This is a genomic window from Cohaesibacter celericrescens (genome assembly GCF_002866925.1).
Lineage (GTDB): Bacteria > Pseudomonadota > Alphaproteobacteria > Rhizobiales > Cohaesibacteraceae > Cohaesibacter > Cohaesibacter celericrescens.
In genome coordinates, this window is the sequence record NZ_PKUQ01000055.1 from 62,432 (window position 1) to 79,690 (window position 17,259).

16 protein-coding genes are annotated in these 17,259 nt (G+C 52.1%); 9 read left to right on the forward strand and 7 right to left on the reverse strand.

Features of this window, described 5'->3' with window-relative positions; genetic code table 11:
* Positions 1-114: 114 nt before the first annotated feature.
* Positions 115-888, forward strand: a complete 774-nt coding sequence (locus C0081_RS21310) for an alpha/beta family hydrolase (protein ID WP_180967001.1) — start codon at positions 115-117, stop codon at positions 886-888.
* A gap of 1 nt (position 889) precedes the next feature.
* Here C0081_RS21310 and C0081_RS21315 read toward each other — a convergent pair whose 3' ends face one another.
* The 3 genes from C0081_RS21315 to C0081_RS21325 form a co-directional block, all read right to left on the reverse strand.
* Positions 890-1,624, reverse strand: coding sequence for a DUF930 domain-containing protein (locus C0081_RS21315; RefSeq protein WP_146006512.1), 735 nt, complete (start codon positions 1,622-1,624; stop codon positions 890-892).
* A 107-nt stretch (positions 1,625-1,731) separates the two neighbouring features.
* Positions 1,732-2,370 carry a thymidine kinase gene (locus C0081_RS21320; RefSeq protein WP_101535759.1) on the reverse strand — a complete coding sequence of 213 codons (639 nt, stop codon included), beginning with the start codon at positions 2,368-2,370 and terminating at the stop codon, positions 1,732-1,734.
* A gap of 329 nt (positions 2,371-2,699) precedes the next feature.
* Entirely contained in the window at positions 2,700-3,110 is a 411-nt protein-coding gene (locus C0081_RS21325; protein ID WP_101535760.1) for a tellurite resistance TerB family protein, read from the reverse strand.
* A 420-nt stretch (positions 3,111-3,530) separates the two neighbouring features.
* On the opposite strand from C0081_RS21325, the gene C0081_RS21335 reads away from it, so the two are divergent.
* The gene (locus C0081_RS21335; protein WP_101535762.1) at positions 3,531-5,153 is read left to right on the forward strand and encodes a lysine--tRNA ligase; all 1,623 of its coding nucleotides are present in this window, start codon (positions 3,531-3,533) and stop codon (positions 5,151-5,153) included.
* Between the two features lie 67 nt (positions 5,154-5,220).
* A complete protein-coding gene (locus C0081_RS21340; protein ID WP_180967002.1) occupies positions 5,221-6,672 on the forward strand; it encodes an alpha/beta fold hydrolase in 1,452 nt (483 codons plus the stop codon).
* Between the two features lie 25 nt (positions 6,673-6,697).
* On the opposite strand, the gene C0081_RS21345 is transcribed toward C0081_RS21340, so the two are convergent.
* Positions 6,698-7,744, reverse strand: a complete 1,047-nt coding sequence (locus tag C0081_RS21345) for a hypothetical protein (RefSeq protein ID WP_101535764.1) — start codon at positions 7,742-7,744, stop codon at positions 6,698-6,700.
* Between the two features lie 36 nt (positions 7,745-7,780).
* Positions 7,781-8,398 (reverse strand): hypothetical protein, encoded by a 618-nt coding sequence (locus C0081_RS23625; RefSeq protein WP_245418019.1) that lies wholly within the window; start codon positions 8,396-8,398, stop codon positions 7,781-7,783.
* A 222-nt stretch (positions 8,399-8,620) separates the two neighbouring features.
* On the opposite strand from C0081_RS23625, the gene C0081_RS21355 reads away from it, so the two are divergent.
* The 3 genes from C0081_RS21355 to arsC are packed head-to-tail and all read left to right on the forward strand — an operon-like array spanning position 8,621 to position 10,492.
* A complete protein-coding gene (locus C0081_RS21355) occupies positions 8,621-8,983 on the forward strand; it encodes a DUF952 domain-containing protein (protein ID WP_101535765.1) in 363 nt (120 codons plus the stop codon).
* A gap of 39 nt (positions 8,984-9,022) precedes the next feature.
* Complete coding sequence (locus C0081_RS21360; RefSeq protein ID WP_101535766.1) at positions 9,023-10,129, forward strand: quinone-dependent dihydroorotate dehydrogenase; 1,107 nt, start codon at positions 9,023-9,025, stop codon at positions 10,127-10,129.
* An 18-nt stretch (positions 10,130-10,147) separates the two neighbouring features.
* Entirely contained in the window at positions 10,148-10,492 is a 345-nt protein-coding gene (gene arsC / locus C0081_RS21365) for an arsenate reductase (glutaredoxin) (protein ID WP_101535767.1), read from the forward strand.
* Between the two features lie 30 nt (positions 10,493-10,522).
* On the opposite strand, the gene C0081_RS21370 is transcribed toward arsC, so the two are convergent.
* Both C0081_RS21370 and C0081_RS21380 read right to left on the reverse strand, forming a co-directional pair.
* Entirely contained in the window at positions 10,523-11,881 is a 1,359-nt protein-coding gene (locus tag C0081_RS21370) for an MATE family efflux transporter (protein ID WP_101535768.1), read from the reverse strand.
* Between the two features lie 506 nt (positions 11,882-12,387).
* Positions 12,388-12,666, reverse strand: a complete 279-nt coding sequence (locus tag C0081_RS21380; RefSeq protein ID WP_101535770.1) for a DUF6460 domain-containing protein — start codon at positions 12,664-12,666, stop codon at positions 12,388-12,390.
* A 286-nt stretch (positions 12,667-12,952) separates the two neighbouring features.
* Here C0081_RS21380 and C0081_RS21385 point away from each other — a divergent pair, with 286 nt between their 5' ends.
* The 3 genes from C0081_RS21385 to pdeM all read left to right on the forward strand — a co-directional run bounded on the left by C0081_RS21385 (position 12,953) and on the right by pdeM (position 17,256).
* Complete coding sequence (locus C0081_RS21385; RefSeq protein ID WP_101535771.1) at positions 12,953-13,792, forward strand: GGDEF domain-containing protein; 840 nt, start codon at positions 12,953-12,955, stop codon at positions 13,790-13,792.
* A 174-nt stretch (positions 13,793-13,966) separates the two neighbouring features.
* Positions 13,967-16,483, forward strand: a complete 2,517-nt coding sequence (locus tag C0081_RS21390; RefSeq protein WP_101536045.1) for a ligase-associated DNA damage response DEXH box helicase — start codon at positions 13,967-13,969, stop codon at positions 16,481-16,483.
* Entirely contained in the window at positions 16,483-17,256 is a 774-nt protein-coding gene (gene pdeM, locus C0081_RS21395; protein ID WP_101535772.1) for a ligase-associated DNA damage response endonuclease PdeM, read from the forward strand. Before C0081_RS21390 ends, pdeM begins: the two co-directional genes overlap by 1 nt.
* Positions 17,257-17,259: the final 3 nt, after the last annotated feature.

Consider the following 17,259-nt stretch of genomic DNA (forward strand, 5'->3'; position numbering starts at 1 on the left):
CACATTGTCGTGACGGCGTAAGCCTGCTATCCAGCAAAGGGCTTGGACTTTGAAGCGCAAGCTGATAGGAAGCATCTTCTGTTTCATAGTCAACCTACCGAGCCATCGCATCCAATGACCGATCCTGTAAACGAAAACACGCCGATCACCGCTGACAGTCCTTTTGATTTTCTCATCACTGAACCAGAAACCGCGCCAAAGGCGGTGCTGATGTTGGCGCATGGGTCTGGGACGCCGATGGACTCTCCCTTTATGGAGCGGATGGCCAGCATGCTGGCCTCTCACGGTATTGTGGTTGCGCGGTTCGAATTCTCCTATATGGCGCGCCGACGGATTGACGGCAAACGCCGGCCAGCAGGCCGTGCCGAGCGCTGGACTCACCATTATTTCCGTGCTGTGGATGAATTGCTTGAGGGTGACAAGTGGAAAGCGGAATGGAATGAACTTCCATTTTTGATCGGCGGCAAAAGCATGGGTGGCCGTGTCGCGGCTATGTTGGCCAGCGATGAAGATCTCAATTTGGCTGTGCGCGGTGTTGTCGTTCTGGGCTATCCTTTCCATCCCAGCCGCAAATCCGAACCCGAGAATTGGCGTCTGGAACCCCTGCAAAAAAGCTTGCTTCCAATTTTGATTTGCCAAGGTGAGCGCGACGACTTTGGCTGGTGGGATGAAGTGAATGCCTTGGAGCTCCCAGGGCAGGTTACGCTGGAATGGATCACCGATGGAAGTCACGATCTGGGACCAACCGGTAAATCCGAAAGCACCATGAAAAGCAACATGGAGCATGCCGCACAACTTGCTGCAGCCTTTGCCGAAAACCCACCCAAGCTGCTGATGGAGTTTGGCAATGACGATGACGACGAAGCGGATGAGAGAGACGGAATCTAACCTACTTATATTTGGTTAGATTGTGACGCTCCCATTGATCCTTGGGCACGATAACGCCAACAAAAAACGCAAAATCGAGCACCCTTTGAAGATCGTCAGACACTTCGCACTCAAATTTTAGCCGGTGCCAATTGTCTTTGCTCCAAAAGGTCGCGCCATCCGCAATGATGCGCGGCCCTTCATATCGGACCTCGTCAAAGCTGTAAGACACCATGCGTTCGGGAATATATGCCTCGTTCCAAGCGTGGATCTGCTCCAGCGCTTCTAGGGCGCAGAGTTGTTCGCGTCGTTCCTCCGGGGTTATGCCAGCCAAATCTCCGCGCGCTTCGGCATTCCCTTTTCGCGCTAATGCGCTGCCAGACAGCATAGTGGTGGGACGAATCAGGGTGCCGTAAGCTGGTTTGACAGACGAGGGAGGCGATGGCGAGTCACTCTGCGCGAGGTCTCCATCATTTGACAGCTCTACCGCGGCACCGCTCGATTTTGCCCGCTGGTTGCTTGTGGCTTGTATAGACCGCAGAACATCAAAGGAAATCACGTCGACCTTGATGCTTGTTTCCGGCTCTGGATCGGCAAGTTGCCGCATGGGTATGATGAGCAAGCCCAGCAACAACGCACCATGAAACGCCACAGAGATAAGGACGCTGTGGGCATTTGATCTTTCCGGGCTGTATGCTTGGCATAGGCGCATGGATATGGGACGCAGTCGCAAATGTGCCAAGATGAAAACAAGCAATTTGCCTTGGCCCTGAACAAACTCCCCAACTACTCATCGAATTGGGCAGAATAGTGGTCCATATGCGTCGAAATTGGAGCGTGCCAAAATGACGCAGACATGGTGTCTTAATCTCGTTCAAACGGCAAGTCGCCCTGCGGGTCTGACCTGTCCTTGTCGCCCAACGCCTTGGTTGCCCAATGTTTGCGGCATAGCGACACATAGCTTTCTTCGCCGCCGATCACCACTTGAGCTCCTTCGTCGATCACATGTCCTTCATGGTCAATGCGCACAACCATAGATGCTTTGCGGCCGCACCAACAAATAGTTCGCGCCTCTCGCAGCTCGTCGGCCAAGGCCAACAGACGCAGGGAGCCGGGGAACAGATTGCCTTGGAAATCCGTGCGAAGACCATAACACATGATTGGTATGCTCAGTTCATCGGCCACGCGGCAAAGCTGCCACACCTGATCTTCAGACAAGAATTGTGCCTCGTCAAAAAAGACGCAGTCGGGCTTTTTATCCCCGCTTTCAACATCATATTGAGCGCAAATATGGGCAAACAAATCAGTCGTGGTCGCAAAAGTGAAGGCCTCTGATTTCAGCCCGATACGCGAAGACACTTGACCCACCTGTGTGCGATTGTCCAGTGCTGCGGTGTAAAGCAGGGTTCTCATGCCGCGTTCAACATAGTTGTAGGAGGCCTGCAGCAACAAAGTGGACTTGCCGGCATTCATAGCCGAATAGGTAAAATAAATCTTGGCCATATCAGCTTCCACATAAGAATGAGCGAACCATTGCTCCTTGCTAAAACTCGGTTACAGATTCGGCAAGTCCGATGGGGCAATTGGTGCGTCGAAATGTGGATGGGTGTGCTTTAAAGCGTCTCAAAGTGCGCTGATATGTCTGTATGGTGAAGATGTGGCGCAATGCAAAGCCGATGAGTGTGAGTGCCGATCGCTCTTGTTAGCCACAAAGCTTTAGCCTGCTCGGTCACGTCGCGGATAGGCCATTAGCCAGAAAAGGGCCTCGCCATTATAGCAGAGACCCTTAAAACTTAGTGTTTTGGCGGATATCATCGCATCCGATCCAAAGGCTATTTTTTACGATAACGAACGCGCGCGCTATGCTCGATAGCGCCCACATGCAACCGGTCGAGCTCCAGTTCATCGCGCAGCATCAACAGAAACTGCAATTCGTCTTGTTCGACCTGCAGATCAGCTGCGGCCACTTCTACAGCCAAGGCATAGGCGGTCTCGCGCAGCGGCTTTGGCAGGCTTTCGCGGATCACCTGAAGCACACGATCAACGCCCCCTTCGGCCAACAATTCAGAACAATCCCGAGAAACCTGAATCAGGCGACCTGCGTCAAATTCTGAGAAGACAGGCAGCGTCTGCACTTCTTCTCCGATTTTGAACAATTCGGAATCAGTCATTGTCCTGTCGGCAGCCGAGGTGGAAACCATCACATAGATAAGGGCTTCTTCTGGTGAGACGGTTTTAATCATGGGATCTATCCTGTTTTTCGCCCTGCGTTCAGGGGTGGATATAAAATGGACATTCGCGTCAATGCAGCATCTGTCTGCCTACCCATAAGATTTAAGCGCCCCGACAGTGTGGATCAAGGCACCATTTGGCTTTTATCTGAAAGAGCCTTAAAATATAGCTATTTCGAGCAAAAAATGGGCTCAATCGGGATCAATGCAATTGTCCAGCTGTTTTTGTTTTGGGGGCTCACCGCTCCTGTTGATAGGTTGTTGGCTATTGTTTCCCCAAATGGCCTTTTCTTGATCAAGGCAATGGGCTAGAACAGCCCCTGCTGCCCTCTTTTAAGTAGGGGGCTTGTTGTTTATTTGATCAAACCGATCCGTTCCGGTGCTGTTGTTGGTAAATCCGCTAAACGCCTGAACCTCAAGGAAACCGATATTATGACTTCGCAAACTGCCTTTCCGCTAGCGCTGACCGAGACTCTTGTCGAAGCGGCTACAACGTCCAAGGCTTGGCCGTTTGAAGAGGCACGAAAGCTGGTCAAACGCTATGCCAAAACGGGCATGCCGGATGAAGTGTTGTTTGAAACCGGTTATGGCCCATCGGGTTTGCCGCACATCGGAACATTTGGTGAAGTGGCCCGCACGTCTATGGTGCGTACAGCTTTTCGGGCCATCACCAACGACCAGGTCAACACTCGCCTGTTGTGTTTCTCCGATGATATGGACGGTTTTCGCAAAGTGCCCACCAACGTGCCACAGCAAGAGATGTTGGCGCAATATCTGGGCATGCCGCTGACTCGCGTGCCAGACCCGTTTGGCACCCACGAAGGTTTTGCCCAGCACAACAACGCTCGGCTGTGCGCCTTCCTTGATCAGTTCGACTTTGACTATGAGTTTGCCTCTTCTACGGACTACTACACCTCCGGCCGGTTCGACGAGACCTTGCTGCGCATGCTCGAAGTCTACGACAAAGTGATGGACATCATTCTGCCAACGTTGGGTGCGGAGCGTCAGGCAACCTATTCACCGTTTCTGCCCGTCTGCCCGCGCACTGGTAAAGTGCTGCAGGTGCCGATGATCGAGCGGAATGTCTCCAAGGGCACCGTGGTCTATCTGGACCCCGAGACCGAAGAAAAGGTTGAAGTGGCTGTCACCGGTGGCGCTGTTAAATGTCAGTGGAAAGCCGACTGGGCTATGCGTTGGGCAGCTCTGGGGGTGGATTATGAAATGGCAGGTAAGGATTTGATCGACTCGGTCAAACTGTCGACCAAAATCTGTCGTGCTATCGGCAAACCCCAACCTGAAGCTCTGTCCTATGAATTGTTCCTTGATGATAAGGGGGCCAAAATCTCCAAATCCAAAGGCAACGGCCTGACGATTGAGGATTGGCTTACCTATGCATCACCCGAGAGCTTGTCGCTCTACATGTATCAAAAGCCGAAAACAGCCAAAAAGCTGTATTTTGACGTAATTCCCAAAGCAGTGGACGAATATTTCACCTTCCTTGCAAAAGTGCAGGACGAAGACACTGAAAAACGCATTGTCAATCCAACGTGGCATATCCATACAGGTAACCCGCCAAAAGTGGACATGCCTCTGACCTTTGCGTTGCTACTCAATCTGGTTAGCGCTGCCAATGCGCATGATAAAGAAGTGCTCTGGGGCTTCATTTCTCGCTATGCCCCCGGTGCTAGCGCCCAGACCCATCCAAAGCTGGATGAGTTGGTTGGCTACGCCATTCGCTATTTTGAAGACTTTGTGAAACCCAAAAAAGTCTTCCGCGCAGCGAACGAACAGGAAGCCGCAGCGATGGCTGATCTGGCCAAACGGTTGGGCGAAATGGATGCCGATCTGGGTTCCGATGCGTTGCAGACCGAAGTCTTCTCGGTCGGCAAAGAGCACGGTTTTGAAAATTTGCGCGAATGGTTCAAGGCTCTGTATCAAGTGCTTTTGGGGCAAGATCAAGGACCTCGATTTGGCTCCTTCATTGCTTTGTACGGGGTTGCCAATACCCGTGCCCTGATCGAAAAAGGCTTGGCTGGCGATCTGCTAAAGAGCTGATCTATTTGACGTCGTTGCCAACGCCATCGAAAGGGCGCACAAAATGAAAGCCGGTAGGGACTGTTCTTTGAGACGCCTTTTGCCGGCTTTTCTTTGGCTTATCTCAGGCCTTTGGGTGGCGGTCCCTATTGCCCGTGCCGAGGATTCCCATACGCCCCTTCAGCCCGTTGATTGTCCCGGCACACTCGCGAAAAGTGAGCAGGCCGCCTGCTTTATTTTGCATGTGCCTGCAGATTGGGGAGACCTGTCACATCGCTCGCGTGAGCTGCCCGTGATGCGCTTTGCCCCGCTAGGCAAAGAGGCGACCAAGTCGCCGTTGTTGGTGCTCGGTGGCGGTCCCGGTCAATCGGTTATCAAGCTGGCTGGGCCAATCGCTGAAAATCTGAAACCTTTTCGACAGAATCGCGAACTGATCTTGATGGATCAACGTGGTACGGGCCCGTTGTCCGGTCAGGTACAATGCGAAGACGCCGTGGGGGACGACGAACAGATTTCTATTGATAGGGTGGCCGAGTGTGTCAAGGCAGCAGAAGCTGACGCTTATTTCCTATCGGACTACAGCACGGATTTTGCCGTTCAGGATTACCGAGCGCTGCGCTATTCTTTAAAAATCGACAAATGGGCCATTTTTGCCAGTTCCTATGGTGGGCGTGTGGCGCAAGGTTTGGTGAGAGAAGACGAAAAGGGCATTGACCGCATCCTCTTCAACGGCCCGCTTTTTGTTGCAACGCGCTTTTTTGACTGGAACCCATTCGAATTGGTGCAACAGGCGATTGAGCTGTGTAATGAGCAAGAAGACTGTCGCAGCACTTACCCCGATCTTTATTGGGACTTTCAGCGCCTCCCGTTTGATATTCGCAAGGCGAAAATGCCAAAAGACAGCTTCCCTGCGGATCTGCAGGCATATTTGTATCGCAATCGCCTACAAGCCATGCTGGCCAGCCACAAGCTGCGCGCGGTTCCTGCTGACATCACCAAAACCGCTTTAAGCGTTCAGCAAGCACTCGAGCAAGACATAGAGTGGATTGCGCCGTCACCGCTTCCCCAATCCATGAAGGGCATCGGTTTGCTCATGCATTTTGCAATAATCTGCGCAGAGGACATCGCGCCGCTCGCAGATAAAAGCTTGAGCGAACTGGACCAGCCCTTGCAAATGGCCTTCTATCGCAACGTCTGCGATCGCATCAGCAAAGAGACCAGCCATACCGTCAAACTCAAAAAAGGCTGGCAAAAGGCGAGCAAGACCAAAAAGCCGGTACTTATGCTCAACGGCCAATATGACACTATCGTCAACCCTCAATCGGCTTTCGAGACACTAAAACTCTATGCCAACGGAGCGTTGATCACCGTGCCCTTTGCGGGGCATGATGTGGTAAGTCAAATCTCCTGTGCACGTGATATCGCGACTAAGTTTCTGGATGGTACAGCCGCCACAAAGCTTGACAACACATGTGTCGGAGATGGCAATGTTGCGTTTTTCGGGCCGTCCGAAAAATGGCTTGAGACAGAAGCTCATTGACGTCTCGAGCAGTTTCTAGATCGCATCATTCAAATCCGGGTGGCAATTGCAGCTCTTTTTCTTTCTCAATAACCGGCGGAGCCATCAGTGTCAGGGCCTCCGGCGCTTCCTCATCATTCAAACTGCTTGAAGCCTCAATGCCATCGGCGGCTTGCTCGTTGGTTGCTGAAAGGGCTCGGATTTCCTGTTGACGCGCCAAAATTTGCGCACCACCGCTGCTGTCCTGTGTCGCATGGATGCCGCGTTTGAGACCGATTGCTTCCTGCCGTTCATCACCATAAAAACCATTTTCTGGTTCGGCCCAGCCAAAACGCACCAGCCAGCTTGCGAGATCCGTCACGCCTTTGGGTTCCCCACCCGCCTTGCGATCTTTCAAGCCCGGACCCAGATAACAGCGTGCCGCTTGTCGGCCGCTGTTATCGTCTGTGTCGTTGCTGGGTTCATTTGGTTGCTCAGTTTTGGCGATCCAATCACAGCCAATAGCTCGTGCGCGGATGAAGCGGCGCAATGCAGTCTTGCCCATGGCAAGACAGGGGACTTTTTGGCCAGCAAACCAGCACATGCGTTGGGCGTTAGGGGCGTTTAAATGGGCGAGGCGAACAGGAACAACGCGGTTGTGGCTCACTGTGAGTTCCAACTCTGTTGGGTTTTCCACGACCACATGCCTGAAAATCTGAGGTAGGGAATCCTGTTTGGGTGCCGGAGGCAAGGGACTGCCTGCTGTACGCGTCAGAGGTTTTGTTTGGTGGAGTGGGGACAATTGATAATTGGGGGTCACATCACGCGTTGGAGGAGCAACCAGTTGCCCTTCATCGGGGCCCTGAAGAGGTGCTTCTTGGGTTTTTGTTGGGGGCTGTTGTTGCTCCTGCGCGGGTTGCTCCTGCGCGGGTTGCTGCTGTTCCGCGGTGTTGCTGGCGGTTTCACGGCCCTGATTGCCCAGCCACAACCAAAGGCCGAAAAAAACCAGACCTATGAGTAACAGAGCAATCACAAAAAACAGCATACCGCGCACCAGCTTACTGGTGTTCGTTTGGTCAATTTCTGAATCATACCCAGGTTCGAAGGTTGGCATGGGGCGGTATCCACATCTCACAGTCAACACGCCGCATTATTGGCTGGCCCAGAGGATTCTTGCAACCCATTCAATACTGGACAAGGCGATAGTTTGCATCGCCCGCTCCTGTGAAAGAGTCCAAAGCTGCAATAAGTCCGGGCTTGAATGTTCTACATCACCCAACAGGAAATCTCGGTCATTGGTTTTGACGATCACCCGATGCCCAATTTTGTGGTTCCCATCGAATGACAGCAACAAGTGAGAGCCATTTTGATAGAATGGCATAAAATGCGTACCCTTTACCCGCAAGGTAAATATCAAATTGGCTTCCGATTCTGTCTTTTTACCCCTTTGGTTGATCGAGCAAAGGGCAACCGGTTTGTGCGTCAAAATATCGCGGCACAAGCAAACGTCGGCTTCTCCATTTGGAGTTTTGGCCACGACGTCGGATGTGTAGTCGAAAAAGACACTGGCACTCGTGTCCGTAACTGACAATATCTTGGCAATGGACTCGGTTGAAGGCCAGCGAGGCCGTCCATTTAATTTGACCCTCTTGGAAGGGTTGAAAGAGGTGGAGTCGAGCCCAGCGAGGCGCGCTAACCCCGATGGTGACAGGTTTTTTTGGCTCGCCAAGCGGTCAATGGCATTCCAGATGGTGTCGTGGGATAGCATCACTTCTCTCTTGCGACCAGTGCCCGTAGTAGAGTTTACTCAACTTAAGAAAGAAAAATTAATAATCGCACTTATAAATCAAGAAGGGGCAAAACAAAAGCATCAAAAGCCAACACCGGTGAGAGACTGTTTCTCCAGAATCCAACAATCGGTAAAAATGCCTTTACGCAAAGGGCATCTGTGTCGTAGGGACAAGGAGCGACTGCAATATTGAGAGGGCCTATGGCAAAGTGGATATATAAGCTTGCGACCAAAACACAATGGGACGCGGCACTAAAAGCAGGACAGTTTGACGGTGCGCCTGTTGATATTGAAGATGGTTATATTCACTTCTCCACCGCAGACCAGGTCGAAGAGACAGCTCACAAATATTTTCGCACTATTGAAAATGTGTTGCTGCTTGTTGTGGCCGTGGATATTCTGGAAGGAACGGCTCAACCATTAGCTTGGGAACCTTCCAGAGGCGGTGCGCTGTTCCCTCATCTTTACTGCCCTATGCCTCTGCATGCGGTGGTCGCAGTGTCTTCATTGGAGCTGAATGAGGATGGGCTTCACATTCTTCCTCCGCTACCCAGAGATTTGTAGACGACCAAAACCAAAATAAGAATTGAAAGAGCCGCAATAATGTCTCATTCCATGTTTGATCTTCTGACACGCAAAGCGCTGTTTACGTTGGATCCGGAAACGGCGCACGGACTTGCGATCAATGCCTTGAAAACCGGTCTCATACGCGGCACGACTTTGCCAGTCGACCCCGCGTTGGAGGTGCGGTTATGGGACCTGACTTTCCCAAACCCCTTGGGAATGGCTGCTGGCTTTGACAAAAATGCTGCCGTGCCCGATGCCGTGCTTGCGCTGGGGTTTGGCGCAACAGAGATTGGCACCATTACGCCACTGGCCCAGCCGGGCAATCCCAAACCCCGGATGTTTCGGTTGGTCAAAGACAATGCAGTTATCAACCGCCTTGGCTTCAACAATCAAGGACATGCGGTTGCATATCAAAACCTGAAAGCACGCAAAAGCAGCAAAGGCATCATCGGGGTCAATGTTGGAGCCAACAAAGACAGCAACGATCGCACCGAGGATTATGTCAAAGGCATCGCAGCCTTTGCGGATATCGCCTCCTATTTTGCAGTCAATATTTCGTCGCCCAACACACCTGGTTTGCGCGATCTTCAGGCTCGCGATGCACTGGATGATTTGCTGGCCCGTGTTCTGCACGAGCGCGATCGCCAGACCGCTAGAGTGGGTCGTAAGGTGCCGGTGTTGCTGAAAATTGCTCCTGATGTTGATGAGTTCGGTCTTGATGATGTGTGCGCAGTCTCATTGGGACGTGGTGTGGATGGTCTGATCGTATCCAATACCACTCTGGATCGGCCCGCGCGTCTTCGATCCAAAAAACTACTGACTCAAGCGGGTGGATTGTCCGGCGCTCCTTTGTTTGCCAAATCCACCATAGCCCTTGCCAAAACACGCCAACGGGTCGGACCCAACATGCCGCTGATTGGAGTTGGCGGGGTGACGGATGCCATCTCTGCGCTGGAGAAAATCCGCGCAGGAGCCAATCTGGTGCAATTCTATTCTGGGCTGGTTTATGGTGGCATCTCCATGGTGCCAAACATGCTGCTGGAACTGTCAAACGAGTTGAAAACCAGAGGCATCACCAGCCTGGATGAGATCAGGGGAAGGACCACCGCTGATTGGGCAAAGCTTCAACTCAGCTCGGACTAGACATTGGGAGAAACGTCAATGAACACTGTTATTTGGCATAATCCGCGTTGCTCTAAATCGCGACAGACTCTGGCTTTGCTTGAAGAAAAGAGCGTTCACCTTACAGTCCGAAAATATCTGGAGGATGCGCCAAGCGCAGAGGAAATCAAGGACGTTCTGGCGATGCTGGATATGGATCCACGCCAACTCATACGAACGGGTGAACCGCTTTATAAGGAACTGGGATTGGCCACAATCTCGGCACCAGAAAAGCTGATCCATGCCATGGTGGACAATCCCAAACTTATCGAGCGCCCTGTCGTCATTCATAATGGCAAGGCAAAGGTCGGCCGACCACCAGAGAGTGTCCTGATCCTCTTTTAGGCCTCGCGAAAATGGCACACTCTGGGCTGGTTATGTCGGAGGAATGCTCCCAATAGCGAAGGTCTTGCTAATACGCCCAGGCAGCAAGAGTGATAATCCCAAGCCGCGCGTGGTGAGAAACGCAAGCATGGCCAGCCATAAACCATCGTTGCCTAAAAGGGGCATAAACACCATTTCCGCCAACACAAATACCCCTGTTGCCAGAATGGAAATGTTGCGCATTGAAGAGGACCATGTCGCGCCGATAAAGATGCCGTCCATCTGAAAGGCGAGCGTCGCAATCAAGGGTGTCAGAGCGGCCCAAACCAGATAATCCCGTGACAAACTGCGCACACCGGGAGCCGTGGTCAGAGCATCTATGATAAAAGGCCCCAGTGTCCACATCAGCAGGCTCAATCCTGCGCCGAGCCCAATCCCCCAGACCAAGGTCAACCGCACTGTCTTGTCAAACGCGGGACGGTAGTTGGCCCCCGTCGCACGTCCCCCCAGCTGTTCTGCTGCTGTGGCTATGCCGTCCAGAAAGAAGCCACCAAACATAAAGAAATGCATCAGCAATTCATTGGCGGCCAGAATGTCATCATTTTGGCGCGCACTCAGCGAGGTGAAAAGCGCAAAGGCAACCAGCATCACCATCGAGCGGATGAAAATATCTCTATTGAGTGCTAGAAATCGCAAAAATGCAGCCTGATTAAACAGACGGGGCAGGGGCACGCGCCAATTGTCGCGCAAGTGATAGGCCATAATGCCAAACCCCATCAAAACCGCAATCACTTCACCAGCCACAGTGCCCAACGCAGCGCCTTCCACACCCATGTCCAATCCCAGAACAAACCATATGGTCAGTAAGATGTTGGTGCTGTTTAACAGGATCAATAATACCATTGCTGTGCGTGATTTACCCAGCCCGAACAACCAGCCGAATATAGCAAAATTGGCCAAGGTAAAGGGCATGGCGTAGAGCCGAATAAGCAGATATTGCTTGGCCGATACATTCACCGCGTCTGACCCGCCCATTACACCAAGTGCCCAAGGAGTAACGAAAGGCGCGAGCGCAAGCACAACAAAACCAATGAGAGCTGCCAGCATGAAAGCGCGATAGACAACAGCCCGTTGCGATATTTCGTCTCCAGCCCCCACAGCCTGAGCCGTCAACCCCGTCGTTCCCATACGCAGAAAATTGCAGGAAGCGGCCACAACATCAAACATCAAAGCTCCAACAGCAATGCCGCCCATTAGCGAGGCGCTTCCCAATTGGCCGATCACCGCCATATCAACGATGCCCACCAGAGGCACGGTGACGAGTCCCAATGTCATGGGAATTGCGATGCCGAGCACCATTTTATGTGTGACATCAAAGGCAAGAAGATTCTGATCAGGGTTCGACGTCATGCCAAAAGACCCAATTGTAAGAGGTGGTGTAGCGAAGCAAGGAAAGGCGTAGCCACAAAGGTAAGATGGCCAGTCCTATCATTTCATTGACTTCATGAAAAGCCTGATAAGGCAAACCCTAAAAACAATTGAACCGCCGCACGAGGACCAATCGTACGGCGGTTCAATTGTTGTGATAGACCCGATCAAGCCAGATGGCTATGAGGGGGAGGCAGTCGGGCAACCACGATTTGGAGAAGAATTCGGACCGGATGAAATCTTTTCCGTCGACCTTAAGGCTCCTTCTGATTTCTCAGTCGGATTCCTGTGCCTCTTGGCCGTTGCTGTTAAAGACAATATCGCTCATCAGCATTGATAAGTCATCTTAAACATATGTAATGTCATGGTCAGGAAACGGTAATAAAACATGCCTCCCGTCGCACAGAATCCCCCCCCTGCAAGCAATAAGCTGGGAGGCAAAGACTGCCAAATGTTACGGGTCTTTTGAGATAAAAGTTCGGGCGTCCTTACGGTTCTTTGCGACCTATCTTCAGTACGCGCATAACCAGCCAGATTGGGAATACAATCAACGCACCCAGTAAGAAATACTCAAGCGCCCACTGCACGGCATCAAAGCCCATATAATAGATATGCTCGAACATTGATACGATATGATTGAGCACTTGCCGAGGATGCAAATTCAGTGCGCTCAGGATAACTCCGACAACCACTGACAAACCAATTAGGCGCAACACCACTGGCCCAGGCGAACCTCCAAAGAAACGGGTCATATTGGTTTTGTCCATCTATCTATTACTCCTTGGGCGACACGCAAAGGTTAACAAAGTTTGAAGCAAAGGCCAACCGCAGGCCGTTGAGCGTGTCACAGTGATGCATGTAATCAACTTGAACCATACCTTCAACCTTTCCTTAAGACCAAAACCCGACGAAAGCGTGATTTGATCTTTTTAATTATTCTAACTCAGTGACAAGGCTGTCAAAGTCTGGTTGATAGGGGCCGCAATCAAGACGGCTGTCCGTGAGAATGGATTAAATTGTCTTGAATTGCACATAACGCCAACGGTGGGGACTATGGTGACTGATAAGAGTGAAGCTTTTCTCAATAAGTTTTATCGATACTTAGGGAGAATAAAGACCAGAGGGCATGCATTTTTATTTTCGAGTATTCTGGCAAGCGTCTGTAGCCTGCTGTCGTTAGCCGGAACCAGTTTTGCTTTGAATTATGTTGTTTCTCCCATTCTGCCGGTTGTACAAGCTTTGGCCTACTTCCTGCCATTTGCTTTGGTATTGGGCTCAAGTTTTCTGCTCATGCGTGGGTTTGCAATGCTTGAGCAGCGCAACAAAGCGCTAAGTGAGGTGGTCGAGCGTGATCATTTAACGCGCTTGGCCAACCGTGCTGCCTTCTATCGGCGTGGCAAGGAAATGACCATTCAGGCGAACATCCACAAGTCTGGCCTGTCTTTGATCATGTTCGATGCCGATTATTTTAAGTCGATCAACGACACATTCGGACATATTGTAGGGGATTTGGCGTTGCAGCATCTGGCTGAAATCTTGCGGCAGGTCACTCGAGACAATGATTTGGTTGCGCGTTGGGGCGGCGAAGAATTTGCAATTTTATTACGGTCTTCGGGCGCTTTAGGCGCGCGTGCCTTTGCTGAGCGGGCCTGTGAAACTGTCGCTGAGACACCTTTCTACTGGGAAGGAAATAAAATTAACATGACAATGAGTGCTGGAGTGACTGAATGGAACCACACAGAAGACAAATTTGAATCGTTGGTTCTGCGTGCGGACAAGGCTCTTTATGTTGCCAAGTCAGCTGGGCGCGATCGGGTGCATGTTTCATTTTCCTATCCTGATCAAGTTGAAGGCTATGAGCAGGATGTACAATTTGATGAGGCGGTCGCCTAAAACACTCTGAAAAGTCCTGAGTATTTGTAGCAATCGGGTGACAAGCCCTATGCTCTGAACCATAGTCAGGGAATGAAACAGCCGACCACGCACCTCATGAATACGATTGATGCCACAGGCGTGGATCCTATGGCTTGTTCTGTTATGCTTGCACCGGGGCCTGATGGCATGGCGATGCATTATGCCATGCCAAACAGTGCGGCTGATTTGCCCCCTGTCTTTGCCAATTGGCTCAAGGCACGTCGCTGGCGTTTGCGGCCTCATCAGGCAGCGATGTTGTCGGCCGGTCAATTGTCCCTTCCCACGTTGCTGATTGCGCCCACCGGTGCTGGTAAAACCTTATCGGGTTTTCTGCCCACTCTGGTCAACCTGACAGATGAGCAGGGTGCATGGCAGGACCGTTTGCACACCTTGTATATATCGCCGCTCAAAGCTTTGGCGGTTGATATCGCGCGTAATCTTGAAGACCCGATTGCGGAAATGGGTCTCTCGGTTTCGGTCGAAACCCGCACGGGCGACACATCCGCCCACAAGCGCCAGCGACAAAAACGCAAGCCGCCTAATATACTCCTCACCACACCCGAACAGCTGGCATTGCTCTTGGCGTCGCGTGAAGCTGAAACTCTTTTTGCCTCGCTCAAGACCATCATCTTTGATGAATTGCATGCCTTGGTGACGTCAAAGCGCGGTGAACTGTTGTCTCTTGGGTTGGCACGGTTGCGCAAACTAGCGCCAAATTTGCGCCCTGTAGGGCTGTCGGCAACGGTCTCCAACCCGTTGGAGTTAGCCCATTGGCTGGTGCCCCATGCCGGCGGCAAAGCGCAGCAGGAGCCACAGATTTTGCGTTTGGAAGGCGGCACCACACCCGACATTAGTGTGCTGGACTCCAGTGAACGGATCCCGTGGTCTGGACATAGCGCCAGATATGCATTGCCGGATTTGTATGATGCAATCAAGGACCACAAGACCAGCCTGCTGTTCGTTAACACGCGCTCGCAGGCAGAACATCTCTTCAGGGCATTGTGGACCATCAATGACGATACACTGGCCATCGCGCTTCATCACGGTTCGTTGGACGCAAACCAGCGTCGCAAGGTTGAAGCGGCCATGGCGAAAGGCAGCTTAAGGGCCGTTGTCTGCACCTCCACCCTTGATTTGGGCATAGATTGGGGTGATGTGGATATGGTCATCCATATTGGAGCCCCCAAAGGTGCAAGTCGCCTTGCCCAACGCATTGGCCGTTCAAACCACAGGCTCGATGAACCATCCAAGGCGCTGCTTGTACCGTCCAATTGTTTTGAAGTGCTGGAATGTCGTGCTGCGCTTGACGCCAATTATCTGGGTGATCAGGACACGCCAGCGGTGCGCAAAGGGGGATTGGATGTCTTGGCCCAACATATTTTGGGCCGCGCCTGTGCTGGGCCGTTTGAAGCTATGGCATTTTTCGACGAAATAACCGCAGCCTATCCATACCGCAATTTGGAATGGGAGATGTTTGAGCAGGCCATGGATTTTGTCGCGACTGGCGGCTATGCCATGCGGGCCTATGAGCAGTTTGCCAAACTCAAACGGACAAAAGATAATGAAAGCGGTAAAATCCTCTGGCGCTTGTCCCATCCCAAACGTGCCCAGCAATATCGTCTCAACATTGGCACCATCGTTGAAGAACCAATGGTCAAAATCCGGCTGACCTCGTGGAAAGGCGGTAGCGGAGAGCCCAGGCGCTTGGGGCGTGGGGGACGTGTGTTGGGAGAGGTGGAAGAAATGTTCATCGAAGGCCTGGCTCCGGGGGACAGTTTTCTTTTTGCCGGTCAGGTCTTGCGCTTTGAAACCCTGCTGGAAAACAACGCCCTTGTTACGCGCACCCATCATAAAGAACCCAAGGTGCCCGCTTATTACGGCGGAAAATTTCCCCTGTCGACCTATCTGGCATCCCGTGTGCGGGCTATGCTGGCCGATCCCGAAAGTTGGAGCCGATTGCCGGTGCAGGTACAAAATTGGCTTGTGGCACAACAACAACGCTCCCTGATCCCCGCTGCTGATCAAATGCTGGTTGAAACCTTCCCGCGTGCAGGCAAATTTTATCTCACGCTTTATGCGTTTGAGGGGCGATTGGCACTACAAACTCTGGGTATGTTGCTCACCCGAAGACTGGAGCGGGCAGGAGCCCAGCCGCTTGGGTTTGTTGCCACAGACTATGCCCTGATGATCTGGGGGCTGAAAGATCTAGCGCGATTGGAGCTTGATCTGGGCTGGAGTTTTGATCATTTGTTTGATGAAGATATGCTGGGAGACGATCTGGATGCTTGGTTGGCCGAAAGTGCAATGCTCAAACGGTCTTTTCGCAATTGTGCCCTGATTTCGGGCATGATTGAACGACGCCATCCGGGCAAGGAAAAATCGGGTCGCCAGATCACTATGTCTTCTGATCTCATTTACAATGTGCTGCGCGAGCATGAACCAGACCATCTGCTTCTCAAGGCGACTTGGGAGGATGCATCCGCTGGGCTGTTGGATATTGGACGTCTGAGCGATATGCTGGCACGTACCAAAGGACGGATTGTCCATGCCGCCCTTAAGGAACCGTCTCCTCTCGCCATTCCGGTTCTGCTTGAAATTGGCAAGGAGCCGATCTATGGCGAAGCAGAGGACCAAATCCTGCTCGAAGCCGCCCAAAATCTGGGGCTTTAATGCACGCCAACTATGACCGAACCGAGGGATCACAGGTGAGCGATACCGCTTCAGAGTTTGAGATGCGCGACAAAGTCTCATTCGAGTTGGCCGGTGAGGCCTTTACCGCTTTGCTCTCTGGTGCACTCTATTGGCCGCGCCAAAACGCATTGCTACTGGCTGATCTGCATCTGGAGAAAGGCTCTGCTTTCGCGCAGCGCGGCCAGTTCCTGCCACCCTATGATTCTCTGCAAACGCTCAATCAATTGGCAAAAGACATTACGCGCTACGAGCCAGAGCAGGTGATTTGTTTGGGCGACAGCTTCCATGACATTGGCGGACCGGATCGGCTCCCTTCTGCCTGCCGCGAAATTCTGACCACAATGATGCTCGGACGGCGTTGGTATTGGATTTCCGGTAATCACGATCCACAAGCGCCCGCCTCCTTGGGTGGTGAAGCACAGACTGTGATATGTCTTGATGGTATCGGTTTGACCCATGAGCCGGGCAGCCTGCTGTCAGCGATACAAGATGGGGAACCCGAGGTCAAAGCCGAGATTGCCGGTCATCTTCATCCCGTTGCCAAAATTAGCAACCGGCAGCGTGGGCGTTCTTTGCGCCGCCGCGCTTTTGTTGTTACACAGCAACGAGTGATCCTGCCCGCTTATGGCAGTTATACCGGTGGGCTGGATGTTCAGCATGTTGCTTTTCAGCCATTTCTAACGCGAGAAACCCGATTGATCGTTATTGGTCGGCAAACCTTAAGCCTACTCAATCTGTCGGTACATTCGTAAAGG